The organism is Sediminibacterium sp., assembly GCF_051860225.1.
Classification (GTDB): domain Bacteria; phylum Bacteroidota; class Bacteroidia; order Chitinophagales; family Chitinophagaceae; genus Sediminibacterium.
Map to the genome: position 1 here is coordinate 1,442,147 of NZ_JBHYEI010000001.1, position 19,573 is coordinate 1,461,719.

Genomic DNA, 19,573 nt, shown 5'->3' on the forward strand with positions numbered 1-19,573 from the left:
CCCCATTTTACTGGATAAACGGGTAATCACCTATTTTTGCCGCCGTATGAGCACAGTAACAGATAATACCTTTCAAGCAATTATTTCGCATGCCAAAGAATATGGCTTCGTTTTTCAGAGTAGTGAAATTTACGATGGTTTAAGTGCCGTTTACGATTATGGCCCTTATGGAAGTGAATTAAAAAAGAATATAAAAGATTATTGGTGGAAAAGCATGACGCAAATGCACCAGAATATTGTGGGCATTGACGCGGCTATTTTTATGCATCCAACCACCTGGAAAGCAAGTGGTCACGTCGATAATTTTAGTGACCCGATGATTGATAACAAAGACAGTCAAAAAAGATATCGAGTTGACCATTTAATTGAAGCCAAAGCAGATCAATTATCAGAAGCAGGAAAAACAGAAGAATCCAATGCATTGATTGCAACCATGGAACAACTGCTAGCAGCGGAAGATTTTGTGGGATTAAAGCAACTGCTTACCGATCACCAAATTGTTTGTTCGGTCAGCGGCACAAGCAATTGGACTGATATTCGCCAGTTTAATTTAATGTTCTCTACTCAATTGGGTTCAGTTGCAGAGGACGCAGATACTATTTATTTAAGACCTGAAACAGCTCAGGGAATTTTTGTCAATTTTTTAAATGTGCAAAAAACAGCTAGGATGAAAATTCCTTTTGGAATTGCACAAACTGGAAAAGCTTTTCGAAATGAGATTGTTGCTCGTCAGTTTATTTTCCGAATGAGAGAATTTGAACAAATGGAAATGCAGTTCTTTGTAAGACCTGGGACTCAAATGGAATGGTATAATTATTGGAAAGAAGAAAGATTAAATTGGCATTTAAGTTTAGGACTGCCCAAAGAAAAATACCGCTACCATAACCACGTAAAATTAGCCCATTACGCTGATGCAGCTTTAGATATTGAATTTGAATTCCCATTTGGTTTTAAAGAGGTAGAGGGAATACACAGTAGAACAGATTTCGATTTAAAAAGTCATCAAGCATTTAGCAAAAAAAAGCAACAGTATTTTGATAATGATATTGATGAAGCAACTGGAAAGCCTTTTGGAAATTATGTCCCTTATGTAGTTGAAACTTCTATCGGTTTAGATAGAATGTTCTTGTTAGTATTAAGCCATGCTTACACAGAAGAAACCATTAACAAAGAAGATGGAACAACCGATAGCAGGGTGGTGTTAAAAATTCCAGCTAAAATTGCTCCTAATAAATTAGCCATTTTACCATTGGTTAAAAAAGACGGATTGCCAGAAATTGCCCGTGAATTGATGGACGATTGCAAGGGTGCATTTAAATGTTTTTATGAAGAAAAAGATGCAATAGGAAAACGTTATCGTAGACAAGATGCTATTGGCACTCCTTTTTGTGTAACTATTGATCATCAAACTAAGGAAGACCAAATGGTGACCATTCGTTACAGAGATAGTATGTTACAAGAAAGAATACCCATCGGTCAAGTAAAAGCACTTGTGCTTTCTCATGTAGGTTAAAAAATCAAATGGGGTATGTTGAATTAGCCATATAATTCTAGATGAATGGCTTGTTTATCATACCCTATTTCCATGATTTTTTGTTTTGCGTCGTCAACCATATTCTTCCAACCACATAAGTAAAAGTAAGCCGCTGGAATTTCCCCGGTCATTTCCTTTTGGGCTTCAATTAGTTTGTTATAGCAAGCGTGAACATAACCCGAATATTGTGCTGGACCAACCATTAGTTCTCTAGAGAAGCAGGGGTGGTGATAAAATCCAGACAACTCTTTTTCTAATTGTCTTAATTCAACTTCGTATAAACTGTCTTTAAACTCTCTGCAGCCGAAAATTAAGTGAATATTCTTATGGGCTATTTGCTTATTCTTAATATGATGTACCATTGACCTGAAAGGAGCAATTCCTGTGCCTGTACAGATTAAATATAGGTCTTTATCTAAAATGGGAGGCATCGTGAATTTTCCCTGAGGGCCCCTTACCAATAGCTCAGTTCCAATTTTGACTTCATTAAATAAGTGTGGTGTTCCTAATCCATCTTCCATTAATACTATGACCAATTCAAAAACATTAGTGCCATCTGGTGCAGATGCAATAGAATAAGATCGCCATCTTTTGTTGCGCTGTTCATGAATGGGCAAATCAAATGTTACAAATTGACCTGGTTCAAAATCAAACTGTGCTAGTTCAGGAATTTGAATCCAAAACCGACGCGTACTATGGGTAATATCTTCCGTTTTAATTACCACGCATTTTAACCAGGGTTGAAGCATAGCATTGTTTTACACAAAGTACCGAATTACCCATAAAAAACAATGCCCCTGTTAGAAACAGAGGCATTGCATTGAGTTTTATTGGATTACCGTTGTATTAAAATTTTCTGTAAGTAAGTCTTTTTATCGTGTTGAATTTTCAATAAGTAAAACTCGCTACTGAATTGCTTTAAGTTTAATTGTTTATTGTATTTACCTAAGAAGCCCGATTGTGTATTTAAGAAAACCCTTTGACCACCAGCATTTAAAATTTCAATTGATAAGTCGCTTCTCTTGGTGACTTCAAATGACAATTGGAAAATGCCGTTGTTAGGGTTAGGTGATACAGACAATTTAATTTCTTGTGGATCAACTGTAGTAATTGAAGTAACAGTATAATTAACGCCATTAGATGTTTTAGAACATCCTAATGCATCTGTTACAATCACCTTGTAATTTCCTGAACGATTTGGCTTGATAGAAGAAGTAATTGCTCCAGCAACTGCAGCGGTATCATTAAAAATCCATTGGAAAGTCCCTGTTTTTATACTAGATACTAATGAATCCCCTACTAATGAAAGTGTTAGTGATTGATTGGGTGTTGCAACAACGGTAGCTCTTTCACTTACGCAACCAGTTGAAACTTTAGTATCATAGAAGAAATACCAGAAAGCATTTTCATTTAACCCAGATGAAGGGGTAAGAGATACACTATTGCCAGTATATCTCATAATGCCTGCATTCCCAAAAGGATAAATGGTTCCGGAAATGCCATTGTTTCTGTACACATTCGCATCGTCACTACATTCTAGAATGATGAATTTATCTCCATTGCTAGGAATATTCCAGTTTACATTGTAAATAAATCCAGAGTCGTTTGGATTGTTTTCAGTTAAAGCACCTGTTAATGCACCTGAGGCAGTTGGTCTAGAATTAAACACATCGAATGTTTTATTCATCAATGGTCTATATGAGAAGCTACCTTCTGTAGTTGTGCTTGGGGTTAGGTTTTCACCTAATGTAATTTTAATTTTACCAGGATTGGCAGTATACATCCTAACTGTTTCTAGTTTAAAAGGAACCGTATGATTAAACTTCATGAAGTTTCCTGCAAACTCATTATATCCTCCTGAAGGGAAGGTTAACTTAGAGGCGGCTCCTGTACTTGTTCTAGCTTCTCTAGTAACATAATAAGTTCTGTTTGCTGGTATAATGCTCGTATTCACATTTATTCCAGTTGCAATAGGGTTTGTACTAGTAGCATCACTGTACCAAAAATAGTTTCCAGGAACAGCATTAGTTACCCTCAAAATGGCATTGTTATCGCAAATTGATGCTTGTGCTACAGGTGCCGCAGGTCTTGTAGCAATTAATGCAGTTGATTCAAAAATATTATTACTGATGTTCTGATCAGTGGATAATTTAGTTTCAGCAGTGATGGTATAATTAACCCCCGGCTGCGCATTAAATGGTGTTTGTAAAGTATATTCTACCTCTGATAAAGGAGCAACTGTGCCTGCATAAGTTGTATTAATAGTTGCCACAGTGGTTGATCCAGATTTAACAGTTACTGTTAACGGAATATTTGCTTGTGCTCTGGAGCCACTATTCGAAAGGGCAAGTGTAATATATTGCTTATCGTTTTCGCAACTACCTGAACTCGGTGAAATGATATTGTTTACAGACACATCGTTTGCAGGATTTTCTACCTTTAATAAATAGTCTTGTGTTTCTCCCCTTGGGTAGGTTCCAGTAGGGGTAACATCTGCAGTATTGCTAGTTTCTCTAGTAACTACTCTCATACGATGAATAGCACCTACTCTTACATTATCTGGTATGGTAATGGTACTGCTCACTGTGCTACTTTCGCCTGTTTGAACACTACTATTAAATACTTCTTCACCCTGATCATTAAAGTCTCCATCATTGTTATAGTCAATGAATATTTTTACAATCCTTGGGTTTACAGTTCCATCACAGGGAGTGGTTCTAATAAATACGGGAATAACTTCTCTTGCCTGAATATTGCCAATCAAATTGGTATTATCTGTAAATGTTTTACAGCCAGCACTATTTTTAAAACGAAGATTAGAAAAAGACAAACTATCTACTCTTGCACCACCTGTAGTAGCTGCTGAGTTAGCATAAGCAGTTCCTCCAGTACCACTAATGACTAATGAGTAGGCCTGTTGTCCATTTCTTGCTATAGTTCCTTTATGATTTACTGTGATGGTATAAGTTTCACCAGGAATAGTCGTTTCAACATCAACTCTTTCCACATTATCTACTGAATTGTCTGATTTGGTTGCAGCTTCTGAGGGAGCAGCTACATTCAAGGCCCATGGCAAGAAAGTTTGAGATCCTTTAGTGATTCTAATGTCTAAGTCGTTGATGAGTTTTTTAGTTCGGTCGTTTAAGTTAGTAGCAGCATCGTTATTTACAGTTGCTGGGGGATCTGTCCAAACAATCGTTGCAGAAAGTGGCATTTTACCTGTAGCAACTACTGTTTTAGTAAAACTAGATCCAGTATTTAAAACAGATTCATAAACCAAATGTTCACTGTTATTGGCATTGTTACTAGGGATTGCGCTGCTTAAAACAGCTGCTGCTTTTTGAACATTGAGCAAACCCCAACCAAAAGTATAGTCTGGCCCAGGGGTATTTCCTGCTTCATCGGCAGTATGTATCGCCAAAGCCTTTAAGGTTGCAGAACGCATAAAGCTGCCAGGCTTCAATTTGGTATAATATTCTTGCAATAAAAGCAATGATCCAGTTGCGTTTGGACCAGCCATTGAAGTACCACTTTTGGTATTGTAACTGGTGTTCCCATTGGTACTGGAACTCGTAACATTTACGCCATTGGCAACAAGGTCAGGTTTAATTCTTCCATCATCTGTTGGTCCCCATCCACTGAATGCACTCATTACCACATCGGCCGGTTTGTTGTAGCCTCCAGGAATTCCATTTACTGCACCAATGGTTAAATTGTTTTTGGCAATACCATATCCTAAAATAATATCGAATCCATCATTACTACTAATGCCCGCTGGTCTAGTACCTGCATCCGCCATGGTGCCTTGGGCATTTCTTCTGAAATAAGGTTGACCTACAGCAGGACCGTTGTTATTTCGGTCGTTACCTGCAACAGATACTTTTAAATAAAAAGGTGCATTGTAAGCAATAGAATCCACAATTAGTGCATTGCCACCATACCAGCCATATCTGAAATCTTCGTTTTCATTCGGCCGGCCGTTAAACTCCCACCTGTTTTGTGCTGTATTAAAATTCCATCCTGCAACAAAACCATATGAATGGTTTGAAAGAAGCATCCCAGTTGCTGCTTCGTTGGTCATTTCCGTAATATCATTATTATGGTCATAAGAAATCAGGTTAGGAATTCCAAAAGCCATGCCTTTTGCAATTGGGTTAATACCAGCTGCAATCATAGTTCCTGCAACGTGGGTAGCATGATCATTTCCACTACTACCGGTAGGATTATCTTTTTGTTGTATTCTATTGTTAAACTCAACGTGAGTTGGAAGCGGAATACCATCAAATTCCCAAACACCCATTTTATTTCTCATAGCTTCCGTACTACCAGATAAATTAAGGCCACTGGCACCTCCTGGCCATAATTGACTAGCCCTTGTGGTTGCTGCTGCGATGGTATTATTATAGGATTTTGTATAAATTGGAAATCCAAATGCATCTACACCAGTTAGCTTGGCCACTGCTCCGTCAAGGTTCATAGTCAGTTCCCAGTTTTTCTCTTTTGCTAATGACAGGGCTTTGATATAATTAAGTTCTTGCTCTAATTTTAATTTTTGAGAAGAAAGTTTAAGTACGCGCTCATTAGTAAAGGTTTGGGCACTGGTACTAAACGAAAAAATAGTCAACAATAAAGTAAATATCCCTAGGCGTTTAATCATAAGTCTTAATTTTTTCGGCTTTGTGCTTCCGATTTTATATTATTATGCTCTAAATTAGATACTTTCAGCTTTCAAATTGTAGTATGCGATTTTTTCTTTTTTTATTCGTTTCAGCTTTTTTGCTGTTTTTAGGTTGTAAGCCTCCACAGAAAAAACCAAATACCCCAATAACACAGGGGGTTAAAGGAGTAATTTCTAAGATAAGCGGTAATCAGATGCCTCGAATTGGTGCCCCACCTTCAGTTCCACAACCTTTTCTTACCACTGTCTTTTTTTACGAACCTACAGATATTAACAGAACACACCAATGGACTCCAGGGCCTTTGTTTACCAATATTTACACCAAGCTAATCATGACTACTAATACAGATAGCACGGGTGCATATATTGCTAAATTGCCTGAAGGTACTTATTCGGTTTTTGTACAAGTAAATCAACAGTTTTTCGCCAACTCATTTGATATTCGTAATAATATCAATTTAGTTACTGTAGAAAAAGGGAAAATGACCGAATTGAATATGGTTGTAAATAATACAGCAAGCAATTAGCCTTCCCTTATCTTTGCACTCCTTTTATAAGGAATGTGTATATGAATTTGCAGCATTTATTGGATCAATATTTACAATCACCTGTAGTAAATCAGCTGGTGAGTAGGCTAACTTATGCCGATCCTCAACAAACCTATCTTCAAAATTTACAGGGCAGTTGTGCCGAATTCATTGTTAGTGCAGTATTCATGCATCCGCAAGCGCAGGAGCTCAATCATTTGGTTGTTTTAAATGATGCAGAGGAAGCAGCGTATTTTCATAATACTATCGAGAATTTAACGAGTGCATTAGACCTTTTTTATTTCCCTTCTAGTTTTAAAAACAGGAAAAATTTTAAGCTGCTGAATAGTTCTCATGTGATGTTGCGTACGGAGGCCCTTACCAAATTGTCAAGGGGTGGAAATAAAAAAATCATTGTTACTTATCCTGAGGCCATTTTTGAAAAAGTCATTTTGCCTGAAACAATTAGTAGCAACATCATTACCATTAAAACAAATGATACCATTAATCCAGATAGTCTGATGGATTTGTTTGTGATGTATGGTTTTGAAAGAACTGACTTTGTTTATGAGCCTGGTCAGTTTGCATTGCGTGGTGGAATATTAGATATTTATTCTTTCGGAAATGAGAAACCATACCGGGTAGAATTATTTGGCAATGAAGTTGACAGTATTCGAATTTTTGATCCTGAAACCCAGTTAAGTGAACGAAAATTATTGCAGGTAAATATTATCCCGAACGTTGATACACTGCCAGAAGCATTTGGAGCCGGTTCAGTGCAAAAAATATCACTCCTTGAATTTATGCCAGAAAATACTATTGTCTGGCTAAGGGATTGGGACGTTATTGAAGAGAAAATTCGAGTACAAGAGGAAGATTTTGAAGGCTATTTATTATTACAAGATCAAGGTTATTTTACAAAGCAGCAAGAAGAGGAAGATCACCATATATTAAAGGAAGTACATTGGACAGACTTTATTAAAGCAAATGAAATCAAAACTCTTTTAGAAACAAAACCACTTATTGAGTTTGGTTATAAATCTCATTTTGCACAATTTGATATGGCTTTTTTAGTGAAGCCACAACCTTCATTTAATCGCCAATTTGATTTGCTGATTAAAGACTTAAAGGCATTAGAAGGTGCACAATACGGTATTTACATTTTTGCAGAACAAGTAAAGCAATTAGAAAGGCTCAGTACCATTTTTGCCGATTTAAACACCGAGATTCAATTTACTCCAATTGGAACTAGTATTCATGAAGGCTTTATAGATCATCAGTTGAAATTGGTTTGTTATACCGATCACCAAATATTTCAACGTTATCATAAATACAAGGTTAAGCAGGCATATAATAAAAACAAAGCACTTACTTTAAAAACGCTACGAGATTTACAACCAGGAGACTATGTTACCCATATTGATCATGGTGTAGGCACTTATAGTGGGTTGCAAAAATTAGAAGTGAATGGAAAAATTCAGGAAGCGGTAAGAATCATTTATAAAGACAGTGATATTCTATATGTTAATATTAATTCGCTCCATAAGATTTCTAAATACACTGGTAAGGAGGGAACTGTTCCTAAGGTAAATAAATTAGGTAGTGATGTATGGAATCGATTAAAAGAAAAAACAAAAGCCAAAGTAAAAGAGATTGCTTTTGATTTAATCAAACTCTATGCTCAAAGAAAGGCGCAGAAAGGGTTTGCGCATGCCCCGGATAATTATATGCAAACCGAATTAGAAGCATCATTTATTTATGAAGATACTCCCGATCAAAGTAAAGCTACAGCTGATGTAAAAAGGGATATGGAACAAGAAGCTCCAATGGATCGATTGGTATGTGGTGATGTGGGCTTTGGGAAAACAGAAATTGCTATTAGGGCTGCCTTTAAATCGGTAGTAGATGGAAAGCAAGCTGCGGTTTTAGTTCCAACTACTATTCTGGCTTTTCAACATTATAAAACATTCAAAGATCGATTAAAAGATTTTCCTGTTACAGTAGACTATATTAATAGATTTAAATCTGCAAAAGAGAAAAAGGAAACATTACAAAGGGTAAAGGAAGGTAAAGTAGATATTATTGTAGGAACTCATGGGTTGCTAGGAAAAGAAGTAACTTTTAAAGATTTGGGTATCATGATAATTGATGAAGAGCAAAAGTTTGGAGTAGGTCATAAAGAAAAATTAAAGACCTTAAAAACTAATGTAGATTGTCTTACATTAACAGCTACTCCCATTCCAAGAACCTTGCAGTTTAGTTTAATGGGAGCTCGAGATCTAAGTATTATTAACACCCCGCCCCCTAATAGGCAACCAATACAGACAGAAGTACAAGTATTTAATCAGGACTTTATCAGAGACACTATTTATTTTGAAACAGAAAGAGGGGGACAAGTATTTTTTATCCATAATAGGGTACACGGATTGGCAGAAATGAGTGCACTTATTCAAGGCCTATGTCCTGATTTAAGCATTGGTTTTGCCCATGGCCAATTAGAAGGCCATGAATTAGAAGAAAGAATTTTCGATTTTATTGAACGTAAATATGATGTCTTGGTTTGTACTAATATTGTGGAAAGTGGAGTGGATATACCCAATGTAAATACCATTATTGTTAATAATGCTCATCAGTTTGGTTTAAGTGATTTACATCAATTAAGAGGTAGGGTTGGAAGAAGCAATAAAAAAGCTTTTTGTTATTTACTTGCACCACCAATGAGTACATTGCCAGTGGATTCAAGAAAAAGATTACAAACCTTAGAACAATTTAGCGATTTAGGAAGTGGATTTCAGATAGCCATGAGAGATTTGGATATTAGGGGAGCTGGCAATATGTTAGGAGGCGAACAAAGCGGCTTCATGGCAGAAATTGGTTTTGAAATGTACCAGAAAATATTGGAGGAAGCCATTCGAGAGCTTAAAAGAACTTCGTTTAAAGATTTGTTTAAAGAAGAGATCAGTAAGCAAGATGATTTTGTTAGTGACTGTACCATAGATACTGATTTGGAAATTTTGATTCCAGATAATTATGTAGAAAGTATTACGGAAAGATTGTCTTTATATACTCGTTTAGATAGCTGCGATAGTGAAGCCGAATTACAATTATTTCATGCTGAAATGCTGGATCGATTTGGTCCTATGCCAGATTCAGTAGAAGATTTATTTACAACGGTGAGGTGCCGAAAATTAGCAGTTGACCTGGGCTTTGAAAAAATGACTTTAAAAGAAGATACGCTTCGTTGTTATTTTATTAATAAACCTGATTCTCCTTATTTTGAATCAAATTTATTTAAATCGGTATTGGCTTACTTGCAAACAGGCACTAATAAAGGAAGATTAAAACAAGCAGGTAAAATGTTTTTAATGGTAGTAGAGCCCATAAAGGGTATGGATGAGATGCATTCTTTTTTACAGAAAATGCATACTACCGTTTTAGCTAATAGAAATGACTTGATTTGAGCATAAAAAACCCCGAACTAGTCGGGGCTTTCAAAAAAATCGATTTGATTAAAATCCTTTCTTAGCAACACCATCTGCAATTGCTTGTAAAGCTTTTGCTTCACTTAAGATAGCTGCCATTTTGTTTCCTTTGCCATCATGGCCGCCGGCCATATAACCGCCTTTTGCTGTTCTAGTTACTACTGCATCTTGCATAGGAACATTTTTTTCCTTTGTTTTAAGGCAATATGCTTTAATCATTTTTGAAGTGTCCATTGTGTGTTGAATTTAATTTTTTAGTAATAGGGAAACGGTTAGTTTGTACAAGTTACTGTTTTTTTCTATTATACGTCTATTCTAGCGTATTTAGCATGACTTTCAATAAATTCTCTTCTTGGGGCCACATCATCACCCATAAGCATACTAAAGATTCGGTCAGCTTCTGCAGCACTCTCTATTGTAACACGCTTAAGGGTTCTACGAGAGGGGTCCATGGTGGTTTCCCACAGTTGCTCCGCATTCATTTCCCCCAATCCCTTATAACGTTGAATCGTTACACTGTCTTCTTTTCCTCCACCGAGTCTTTCAATCAATGCCTTACGTTGTTCTTCGCTGTAAGCGTATTCTTGTTCTTTACCTCTTTTTACTAAATATAAAGGCGGTTGAGCAATATAAACACAACCTTGTTCTACTAGTTCCTTCATATATCTGAAGATAAACGTAAGAATCAATGTGGCAATATGCGAACCATCTACGTCGGCATCGGTCATGATGATGAGCTTATGATAACGTAATTTGGCCGTATTTAAGGCTTTTGGATCTTCGGGTGTTCCGACGGTTACCCCCAAAGCAGTATACATATTTCTTATTTCTTCATTTTCGTAGATTTTATGCTCCATGGCTTTTTCTACGTTCAGAATTTTACCCCTTAATGGTAAAATAGCTTGATAGCTTCTATCTCTACCTTGCTTAGCAGTACCGCCTGCTGAATCTCCTTCGACCAAATATAATTCACATTTAACAGGATCTTTTTCGCTACAGTCAGCTAGTTTACCCGGAAGACCACCTCCAGTCAAAACTGTTTTGCGTTGAACCATGTCACGCGCTTTTTTTGCTGCAACACGGGCTTGAGCCGCTAGGATGATTTTGGAAATAACTTGTTTGCTCTCTTTAGGATTTTCTTCTAAATAGGCTTCTAAGGCGCGTGCAACAGTAGTTTGGACTACTCCACTTACTTCACTATTTCCTAATTTGGTTTTTGTTTGACCTTCAAACTGAGGCTCCGGAACTTTAACTGAGATAATAGCACTTAATCCTTCTCTAAAATCGTCGCCTTCAACTGTTACTTTGGCTCTTTCAAATAAACCTTCCTTGTCTCCGTAGCTTTTAAAGACTCTTGTAAGGGCCTGACGGAAACCAGTTACATGCGTACCACCTTCAATGGTGTTGATGTTGTTTACGTAAGAGAAAATATTTTCTTTAAAATCGTCATTGTATGTTAGTGCAACTTCCACCGCAACATTGGTGGCTTCATCATGACCTTCAACAAATAAAGGAGCATTCAATATGGGGTTTCTGTTGGCATTTTTATCCAACATTTGTACAAATTCGATAATACCTCCCTCACTATAGAAATGATTGGTGTAAGCGTTACCCGCATCATCCAATTCTCTTAAGTCCGTTAATGTAATATTGATTTTTCTGTTTAAGTAAGCTAATTCTCTTAACCTGCCCTCTAAAATTTCTTTCCGATATACTGTTTCTTGGAATATGGTATGATCTGGCCAAAAATGAACTTTGGTACCAGTGATATTGCTTGTGCCTGTTTCTCTAACCGCATATTGAGGTACGCCAATAGCGTATTCTTGTTCAAATATTTTTCCTTCCCTTTGTACGGTCACTAATAACTTGGTACTAAGTGCATTTACACAACTCACTCCAACTCCGTGTAATCCACCTGATACTTTGTAGGTGTTTTTATCAAATTTACCTCCTGCGTGTAATACAGTCATTACCACTTCGAGGGCACTCTTTTTTTCTTTGGTATGCATAGCAGTTGGGATCCCCCTACCATCATCCTGCACACTAATGGAATTGTCTTCATGAATGGTAACAAAAATATTTTTACACCATCCAGCTAATGCTTCGTCAATGGAGTTATCTACCACTTCGTAAACTAAGTGATGTAAGCCTTTTACACCCACATCTCCTATGTACATAGCGGGTCTTTTTCTAACCGCTTCTAATCCCTCAAGTACCTGTATGCTATCCGCTCCGTAGTTTTTATTTTCTGCAGCATGTTGATTATCTAGTTCTTCGCTCATAAAGTCTTGTCTGACTTGCGTTTTAGTTCAATTTCGCAAGCTTACAAATGTACTGATTTTAAAGAGGATTTTCATATTTGCAAGGGCCTAGTTTTCCCCATTTTAGCTACCTGTGCAGTTGTTTTTGTTGACTCTTTTGTCCTTTTTTTTGATCAAACCTAGGTTAAATAAATATTTGTAATTTTTATTTAAAAATTTAACAAAAAATTTTAAATTTGAAATAGTCCGGTGAAATTGGATGTTTAATAGAAAGTGTTTTTTGCTTGTGTGTTTTAGCTTAACTCCCGGATAAGACTTAAAGAATAGTTCATGCATGAAAATGAAACTAAAGAATTTTATATAGTTGGTATAGGGGCATCTGCAGGAGGGTTGGATGCAATCCAGAAATTGTTCGATCATATTCCTGCTAATACCGGAATTGCATTTATCATCATTCAGCACTTGTCACCAGACTTCAAGAGTTTGATGCCAGAATTATTGGCCAAACATACTTCAATGTCCATTTTTACAGCCGAAGATCAATTAGAAGTGTGCCCTAATTGTATCTATTTAATGCATCGAAATAAAAATCTGGTAATTAAAGGGAATAAACTTCATTTGTTAGAAAAAGCACCAAAGCACAGTCTAAATTTACCCATCGATATCTTTTTTCATACACTAGGTGAGGAATATAGGGAAAAGTCAATAGGTATTATTTTATCCGGAACCGGATCTGATGGTTCAAGGGGGATTAAAACCATCAAAGAGTCTGGGGGCATTATTTTAGTACAAGACCCCCTTACTGCACAATTTAATGGTATGCCCAATGCAGCTATCGCATCTGGATTGGCAGAATTTGTTGCAGAGCCCGAAGCAATGGCAGCTGTTTTGCAGCATATTCCTTTAAGAAATCTTGCTTCTGAATTGTCTAATAATCAGTCAAATGATGCTGTTTTTTCAAATATTCTAGACGAAGTAAAAATATATGCTGGTATTGATTTTAAGCAGTACAAAAAGAACACTTTAGTTAGAAGAATTGAAAAACGAATGAGTTTAAATAATATTAGTTTGCTTTCCGATTACTATTCACTTTTAAAAGGAAGTGCCTCCGAAATTGAACTATTAAAGCAAGATTTTTTAATTGGCGTTACTAGTTTTTTTAGAGATAAGGAAGCGTTTGACGAACTAAAAAAAGCAGTAATTCCAGCACTCTTTGCCAATAAACTACCCACAGATACCATAAGAGTTTGGGTAGTGGCTTGTTCAACAGGTGAAGAAGCCTATTCTATTGCAATGCTCTTGGATGAATATATTCAGGAAAATCAATTAAGAAATGATTTTAAAATTTTTGCCACAGATGTAGATAATTATGCGGTACAAGCTGCTAGTTCAGGTAAGTTTCATATTGGCGTAGCTTCTGAGATAGAAAAAAAATATTTGGATACCTATTTTATAAAGAATGTAGATAGCATCCAAATTATCAAACGGGTTAGGGATAAGATGGTTTTTTCAAGCCATAATATTTTAAAAGACACTCCATTCATAAGAATGGATTTAATTACTTGTAGAAATTTATTGATTTATCTTAATTCGGCATCCCAACAGAAAGTGTTGTCCAATTTCTTGTTTGCGCTTCACAGCGGTGGTTATTTATTTTTGGGCTCAAGTGAATCAATTAACGAGTTGGCTGAAGAATTTAAAGTTGTAGATCAACGATGGAAAATTTTTAAAAATATTACCAAGTCAAAACATATTCCAAACTATGAATACTCCATTACTGGAACCAAAGAATTGTTAGCTAAATCTCTTAAAGAAATATTCATTAAAACCTCTGAAAGTACTAAAGAAAATGACGATTTAACTTATGTAAGGTTTTTAACTAAAAAGTATAGTCCATCTTGTATTTTTTTTGATAAAGAGTTCAATATTTTATATATCAAGGGAGATGCTGGTAAGTATTTGAAGTTTCCCGAAGGTATGTTTCAGGGTAATTTATTGAAAATGTTAGATGATGGATTGGCTGTTTTACTGCAAACAACGCTAGGGGAGTTGCAAGAGTCAGATAAAGCGGTTTTGATAAAAAACAATTTTGTATTTAAAGACCCAACTCCACATTCTTTTAATTTGTATTTGCAAAAATTAAGTGCAGAAGATGGATTTAAGGATAATTATCTCATTCATTTTGAAGATAATATTATTGAAATTAATAGCGAGATTGAATTTTCAAAAGTTCCCATATCTCAGTTAACTGATTCAAAAATTAAAGACCTCGAGCGTACCTTAATTCAAACGAAAACTCAACTACAAAATGTAGTAGAGGAATTAGAGACAAGCAATGAAGAATTACAAGCTTCTAATGAAGAGTTAATGGCTTCTAATGAAGAATTACAAAGTACAAATGAAGAATTGCAATCGGTAAATGAAGAGTTATATACCGTGAATTTTGAATTGCAAGATAAGAACAGAGAGCTGAGTTTATTGTACAATGACATTAATAATTTGTTTGATAGTACAGATGTGGGTACATTGTTTTTGGATGCTGATTTGCGAATCAGAAAATTCACTCCTGCATTGCAAAAACATTTTGAATTAACCGAAAAAGATATCGGTAGGTCTATATCAAATTTCGCTGCAAATTTTAAAGAAGAAGTCCGGTTGAAAATGATAAAAGACGCGGCACTGGCTTTAAAAGACATGGTTGTTATTGAAGAGGAACTACAAGATGACTTCCAGCATTATTATATCAGAAAAGTAAGTCCATTTATAACGCTTGATAAAAAAATAGATGGCGTTGTAATAACTTTCATTGATGTTACAAGATTAAAAGAGTTATACAATTCACTCGAGGTAAAAGAAAAATTAATTGAAAAAGAAAGTTTATATAACAAATCTATTATTGAGAATAATTCCTTTTATGTAGTTAAGACTGATTTGGAAGGTAATTATACTTATTTTAATGAGTATTTTTCTTACATGTTTGGGGTGAGTTTACAAGACTTGATTGGCCATAGCTCTCTTTCGTTAATAGTTCCAGAAGACCATTCTTCCTGTATTCATACAGTAGAGCGGTGTTTGGTAGAACCCGATAAGACATTTTGGGTAACACTAAGAAAGCCAAGCCCAAATGGAGTTATTGCGAGTCAATGGGAATTTAAAGTATTAAAAGATGAGCAGGGCAATCCTTCCGAAATTTTATGTTTAGGCCATGAAATTACCCCATTGATTAAAAAGCAAGAAGAATTACAGGCATTACTCAATGTTAACTTACATCAAAAAAATAGGCTGATTCAGTTTACACATATTCTTTCTCATAATTTTAGATCGCATGTTGCTAATTTAAAAGGCGTAATGTCTTTGGCTGATGCGGCTTCTAATGAGGAAAAGTTAATGTTTTGTGATATGGTGAAATCAGTAGCCAATTCTTTAGACGAGACTTTAATTCATTTGAATGATATAATTGCTATCCAAACCAATGAAGAAATTCAGATTAAATCTATCCCCCTTTTATCTGCAGTTCAGTTGGCTGAAAAAAGTTTGGGAATAACAATTGCTGAAACGAATGCAGTTATTCATCATGATTTTGGTGATAATGATTTAATTCATGCAAACCCAGCTTATTTGGATAGCATCTTGCTAAATATTTTGACCAATTCTATGAAATATAAGAAGCAAGATATTGCCCCGGATATTCATATCCGACTCGAAAAATCAGGCGAATTTTCAAAGTTGATTATTAGCGACAATGGTCGAGGGCTTGATATGAAAAAGTATGGAAGTAGAGTATTTGGTTTATATAAAACGTTTCATGGTAATAAAGATGCTAAAGGGTTGGGTTTATTTATCACTAAAACTCAGATTGAATCGATGCATGGTAATATATACATGGAGAGTGAACCCAATGTTGGTACTACAATTACAGTAGAGTTGCCTATTCTTACCTGATTTGTTAAATTTTTGAATGATTTGCCAAATAGATGTTTATACATTAATTTTGCAGGTGCATGAATGGGGTAATGGACATATTGAAACAAGCTCAAAAGGGTAAAGTTGATGCCAATATGGATTTGCTGTACAAAAAAGAACAGCATATACCAGGATCAATTCAATATACAATTCGCAGATATTATGCACAACATCCTTGGGTGGCAGATGATAGTGGAATGATGGTTTATCATTATAATGAAAAGAAACCCAAGGAAAATTACTTGGAACTGCGTTTTTGTATTACAGGGAACAAATATTGTGCTGAACGCAGTTGTGCATTATGTACAGAATTGCCTACCATGAATTGTAGTGGGAAAAATCAAACCTTAGATGTTTTTACCTTTCATTTTACGTCTACTTTTTTAAAGCAGTTTGTTCATAATGTAAAGTTGGCCAATCGAAAAGACGAGGTTTTGGCATTTAAGCATCCTAATGCGTTCACCAAATTATTTCCACTTTGCATTAGAAATAGGAATGTATTGGATGCCTTATTGAATCATAGTTACTCTGGTTCAATGGAAAATATTTATGTAAACGCAAAAGTCCACGAACTGCTTTTATATAGTATGGATTGTTTAGTCCATGAAAAAGAGGATGGTTTTGCTTGTAAGTTTTTGGCCGATGATAGCGGGAAGGAGCGGATTTATCAAGCCAGAGATATTTTATTACAACATATTGGAGATCCCATAACCATAAAGGAATTAAGTAGAAAAGTGGCGATGAATGAATGCTACTTAAAGAAAGGATTTAAAGAAGTTTTTGGAACGACCATTTTCGATTTTTATCAACAGCAGAGAATGGAACACGCAAAGTACTTATTGTACGAAAAAAGCTTGAGCGTAACAGATGTTTCTGCCTTATTAGGATATTCTTCGATTTCTCACTTCTCTGCAGCTTTTAAGAAGCACACAGGTCTTAAGCCTTGTGAATTACTTAAATGATTCTACAATTATAATCCGTTCCAACCCTTGATAGTAATTGATTGCACAGTTGTTCCTGTTGCGGTGGATTCAAAAACTCGTTGATCCACTAAACCAATTCCTTTAGCATAAGAGTGTTCAGATTGTAAGTTTAATGGTATGTAGTTGGGGGAACCATCTAGCTTTAAATACAAATCTCTTCGTACAGTAATTATATCTGTGTATAAGGTACCCAACAAAGACATTTGCCGGCCTTTTGAAATGGTTGTAATTCGAAGTTTAGCCCAGCCATATTGTAAAGTGCCATTAATATCGGCTCCAACGTATAAGCTATCTGTTTCATAAAACTGTCCTGGATTTTTACTTTCATCTAAGTAAATAAACTCCATTCTTTTATTATTTACAATGCTATCATATACATATAGGTAGTCAAACTCAGGAGTGCCAAATTGATAATATTTACCTGTTCCATCTTTTCTAAGAAAAAGTTGATCATTGGTATTAGTTGTATAGAGGGTATAATCTTTTGGTACTCCTAAATAACTTTGGGTAAATAATCCACTTGAAACAGTAGACCTGAATTGAGGTATAGTGCCTCCAGTGGTAGTTGGAAATGGCGGGCTCAAATCATAATCAATATATCCATTAGGGGTGATAGGCAAGTAATCGTTGGTTGTAGATCCATTATTTACACTTCCAGTTGTGGTAATATTAAATGTGCATGTACTATTTCCAAAATTAACCTGATAGGTGAATGTGCCTGGTAAAATAGCCTGGCCATATCCTTTTAATTTGATGGTATTGTTACCTTGAACAAAAGCAAACGCTGAATCTCTGAACCATATTCCATTTACTGTATCAGTAAAAATTGCATACCGTCCTTGGCTAATAAAACTAGCAGTAACTAAAACATAATTGCTGTCAGTTAATGCTTGCAATTCTTTGTATTGTCCCTTTATGACGATTTGTTTGCAATTACCTGAACTGTCTAATAAACTACCGGTTGCAGTACCCCCAAAGCCAGACCCCTCAAAACTTAATTCTTTAGCACAACCAACCAATGTAATGACTGCTATCACAAACAAATACAAAGAAAACAGTTTACGTTTCATTCAAATAAAGATATATGTTATACCAATAATGCAGCCTGAGGGTTCAATTTAGCATTTTCAGATAAGAGCTGAACGTTATTTAACGTTGTTGTAGCAATTTGTTCCATGGCTTCCTGAGTGAAAAATGCCTGATGTGCAGTAATTAATACATTGGGAAAGCTCATTAATCGTTGAATTTCATCGTCTTGAATGATGTCTTCGGATAAATTCCTAAAGAATAATTTCTCTTCTTGTTCGTAAACATCAATTCCTAAAGCGCTGATTAATCCGGTTTTAAGCGCTTTTATTACATCATGTGTGTTCACTAAACCGCCTCTGCTTGTATTAAGCAACACAACCCCAGGTTTCATATAAGCAATTGTGTCTTTATTAATCAAGTGTTTTGTTTGCTCATTTAATGGGCAATGTAAAGAAATAATATCTGCCTTTAAAACTTCTATTAGTGGATGGTATATTACTCCGTCCGCTTCCAATTCTTTATTTGCAATTAAATCAAAGGCAATGACTTTGCAGCCAAACCCTAACATGATTTTACAAAAGGCTTTTCCAATATTCCCGGTCCCAATCACGCCAACTGTTTTACCGTAGAGATTAAAACCCAATAAGCCTTGCAAGGAAAAATTTTGTTCTCTAACTCTATTGTATGCTTTGTGTGTTTTTCTGTTGAGTGTTAACAACATGGCCACAGCATGTTCGGCAACAGCTTCGGGAGAATAGGCAGGCACCCTGCAAACCCGAATTCCTGCTGCTTTTGCTGCCTCTAAATCAACATTGTTGAATCCAGCACAACGAAGTGCAATAATTTTAGTATTTCCAGCTGCCAACTTTTGAATAACGCTGGCAGTTACTTTGTCATTTACAAAAACACAAACTACTTCTGCGCCTGCAGCTAATTCAGCTGTTTGCTCACTCAGTGGGATATCAATAAATAGTAATTCGTGTTGGTCTTTGTTAAATTGGGTAAAAAAAGCCTTGTCATAAGGCTGCGCACTAAAAAACACCATTTTCATACCCAAATATACCGCTTGATGTTGATTGGATTGGTCCAAGCTTTGGATTTTTATTCGTGGCAGTA

General features: G+C 35.7%; 11 protein-coding genes. 5 read left to right on the plus strand and 6 right to left on the minus strand.

The window, feature by feature from the left end:
* Nucleotides 1-46 precede the first annotated feature (46 nt).
* The gene (locus ACTIEI_RS06250) at nucleotides 47-1,513 is read left to right on the plus strand and encodes a glycine--tRNA ligase (protein ID WP_439505426.1); all 1,467 of its coding nucleotides are present in this window, start codon (nucleotides 47-49) and stop codon (nucleotides 1,511-1,513) included.
* A gap of 23 nt (nucleotides 1,514-1,536) precedes the next feature.
* Here the strand turns inward: ACTIEI_RS06250 and ACTIEI_RS06255 are convergent, their stop codons facing one another.
* Entirely contained in the window at nucleotides 1,537-2,283 is a 747-nt protein-coding gene (locus ACTIEI_RS06255; RefSeq protein WP_439505427.1) for a ferredoxin--NADP reductase, read from the minus strand.
* Nucleotides 2,284-2,369: 86 nt separating this feature from the next.
* A complete protein-coding gene (locus tag ACTIEI_RS06260; RefSeq protein WP_439505428.1) occupies nucleotides 2,370-6,191 on the minus strand; it encodes a S8 family serine peptidase in 3,822 nt (1,273 codons plus the stop codon).
* Between the two features lie 83 nt (nucleotides 6,192-6,274).
* Between ACTIEI_RS06260 and ACTIEI_RS06265 the strand changes: the two genes are divergently transcribed.
* Together ACTIEI_RS06265 and mfd are read left to right on the plus strand one after the other, a co-directional pair.
* Nucleotides 6,275-6,739 (plus strand): hypothetical protein, encoded by a 465-nt coding sequence (locus tag ACTIEI_RS06265; RefSeq protein ID WP_439505429.1) that lies wholly within the window; start codon nucleotides 6,275-6,277, stop codon nucleotides 6,737-6,739.
* Between the two features lie 41 nt (nucleotides 6,740-6,780).
* Nucleotides 6,781-10,200: a transcription-repair coupling factor gene (mfd, locus tag ACTIEI_RS06270; RefSeq protein WP_439505430.1), complete on the plus strand. Its 3,420-nt coding sequence runs from the start codon at nucleotides 6,781-6,783 to the stop codon at nucleotides 10,198-10,200.
* A gap of 48 nt (nucleotides 10,201-10,248) precedes the next feature.
* On the opposite strand, the gene ACTIEI_RS06275 is transcribed toward mfd, so the two are convergent.
* Together ACTIEI_RS06275 and gyrB are read right to left on the minus strand one after the other, a co-directional pair.
* A complete protein-coding gene (locus tag ACTIEI_RS06275; protein ID WP_295184856.1) occupies nucleotides 10,249-10,455 on the minus strand; it encodes a hypothetical protein in 207 nt (68 codons plus the stop codon).
* A gap of 68 nt (nucleotides 10,456-10,523) precedes the next feature.
* Nucleotides 10,524-12,503, minus strand: coding sequence for a DNA topoisomerase (ATP-hydrolyzing) subunit B (gene gyrB, locus ACTIEI_RS06280; protein WP_439505431.1), 1,980 nt, complete (start codon nucleotides 12,501-12,503; stop codon nucleotides 10,524-10,526).
* 309 nt (nucleotides 12,504-12,812) lie between these two features.
* Here gyrB and ACTIEI_RS06285 point away from each other — a divergent pair, with 309 nt between their 5' ends.
* Both ACTIEI_RS06285 and ACTIEI_RS06290 read left to right on the plus strand, forming a co-directional pair.
* Nucleotides 12,813-16,424, plus strand: a complete 3,612-nt coding sequence (locus ACTIEI_RS06285) for a chemotaxis protein CheB (protein WP_439505432.1) — start codon at nucleotides 12,813-12,815, stop codon at nucleotides 16,422-16,424.
* 59 nt (nucleotides 16,425-16,483) lie between these two features.
* On the plus strand, nucleotides 16,484-17,407 hold the full coding sequence (locus tag ACTIEI_RS06290; RefSeq protein WP_439505433.1) for a helix-turn-helix domain-containing protein: 924 nt from the start codon (nucleotides 16,484-16,486) through the stop codon (nucleotides 17,405-17,407).
* A gap of 8 nt (nucleotides 17,408-17,415) precedes the next feature.
* On the opposite strand, the gene ACTIEI_RS06295 is transcribed toward ACTIEI_RS06290, so the two are convergent.
* Both ACTIEI_RS06295 and ACTIEI_RS06300 read right to left on the minus strand, forming a co-directional pair.
* Nucleotides 17,416-18,498, minus strand: coding sequence for a hypothetical protein (locus ACTIEI_RS06295; RefSeq protein ID WP_439505434.1), 1,083 nt, complete (start codon nucleotides 18,496-18,498; stop codon nucleotides 17,416-17,418).
* Between the two features lie 17 nt (nucleotides 18,499-18,515).
* Entirely contained in the window at nucleotides 18,516-19,547 is a 1,032-nt protein-coding gene (locus ACTIEI_RS06300; protein WP_439505435.1) for a 2-hydroxyacid dehydrogenase, read from the minus strand.
* Nucleotides 19,548-19,573: the final 26 nt, after the last annotated feature.

Coding starts and splice junctions, on each gene's coding strand:
- ACTIEI_RS06250 (WP_439505426.1), top strand. CDS start 47: ATGAGCACAGTAACAGATAATACCTTTCAAGCAATTATTTCGCATGCC.
- ACTIEI_RS06255 (WP_439505427.1), bottom strand. CDS start 2,283: ATGCTTCAACCCTGGTTAAAATGCGTGGTAATTAAAACGGAAGATATT.
- ACTIEI_RS06260 (WP_439505428.1), bottom strand. CDS start 6,191: ATGATTAAACGCCTAGGGATATTTACTTTATTGTTGACTATTTTTTCG.
- ACTIEI_RS06265 (WP_439505429.1), top strand. CDS start 6,275: ATGCGATTTTTTCTTTTTTTATTCGTTTCAGCTTTTTTGCTGTTTTTA.
- mfd (WP_439505430.1), top strand. CDS start 6,781: ATGAATTTGCAGCATTTATTGGATCAATATTTACAATCACCTGTAGTA.
- ACTIEI_RS06275 (WP_295184856.1), bottom strand. CDS start 10,455: ATGGACACTTCAAAAATGATTAAAGCATATTGCCTTAAAACAAAGGAA.
- gyrB (WP_439505431.1), bottom strand. CDS start 12,503: ATGAGCGAAGAACTAGATAATCAACATGCTGCAGAAAATAAAAACTAC.
- ACTIEI_RS06285 (WP_439505432.1), top strand. CDS start 12,813: ATGCATGAAAATGAAACTAAAGAATTTTATATAGTTGGTATAGGGGCA.
- ACTIEI_RS06290 (WP_439505433.1), top strand. CDS start 16,484: ATGAATGGGGTAATGGACATATTGAAACAAGCTCAAAAGGGTAAAGTT.
- ACTIEI_RS06295 (WP_439505434.1), bottom strand. CDS start 18,498: ATGAAACGTAAACTGTTTTCTTTGTATTTGTTTGTGATAGCAGTCATT.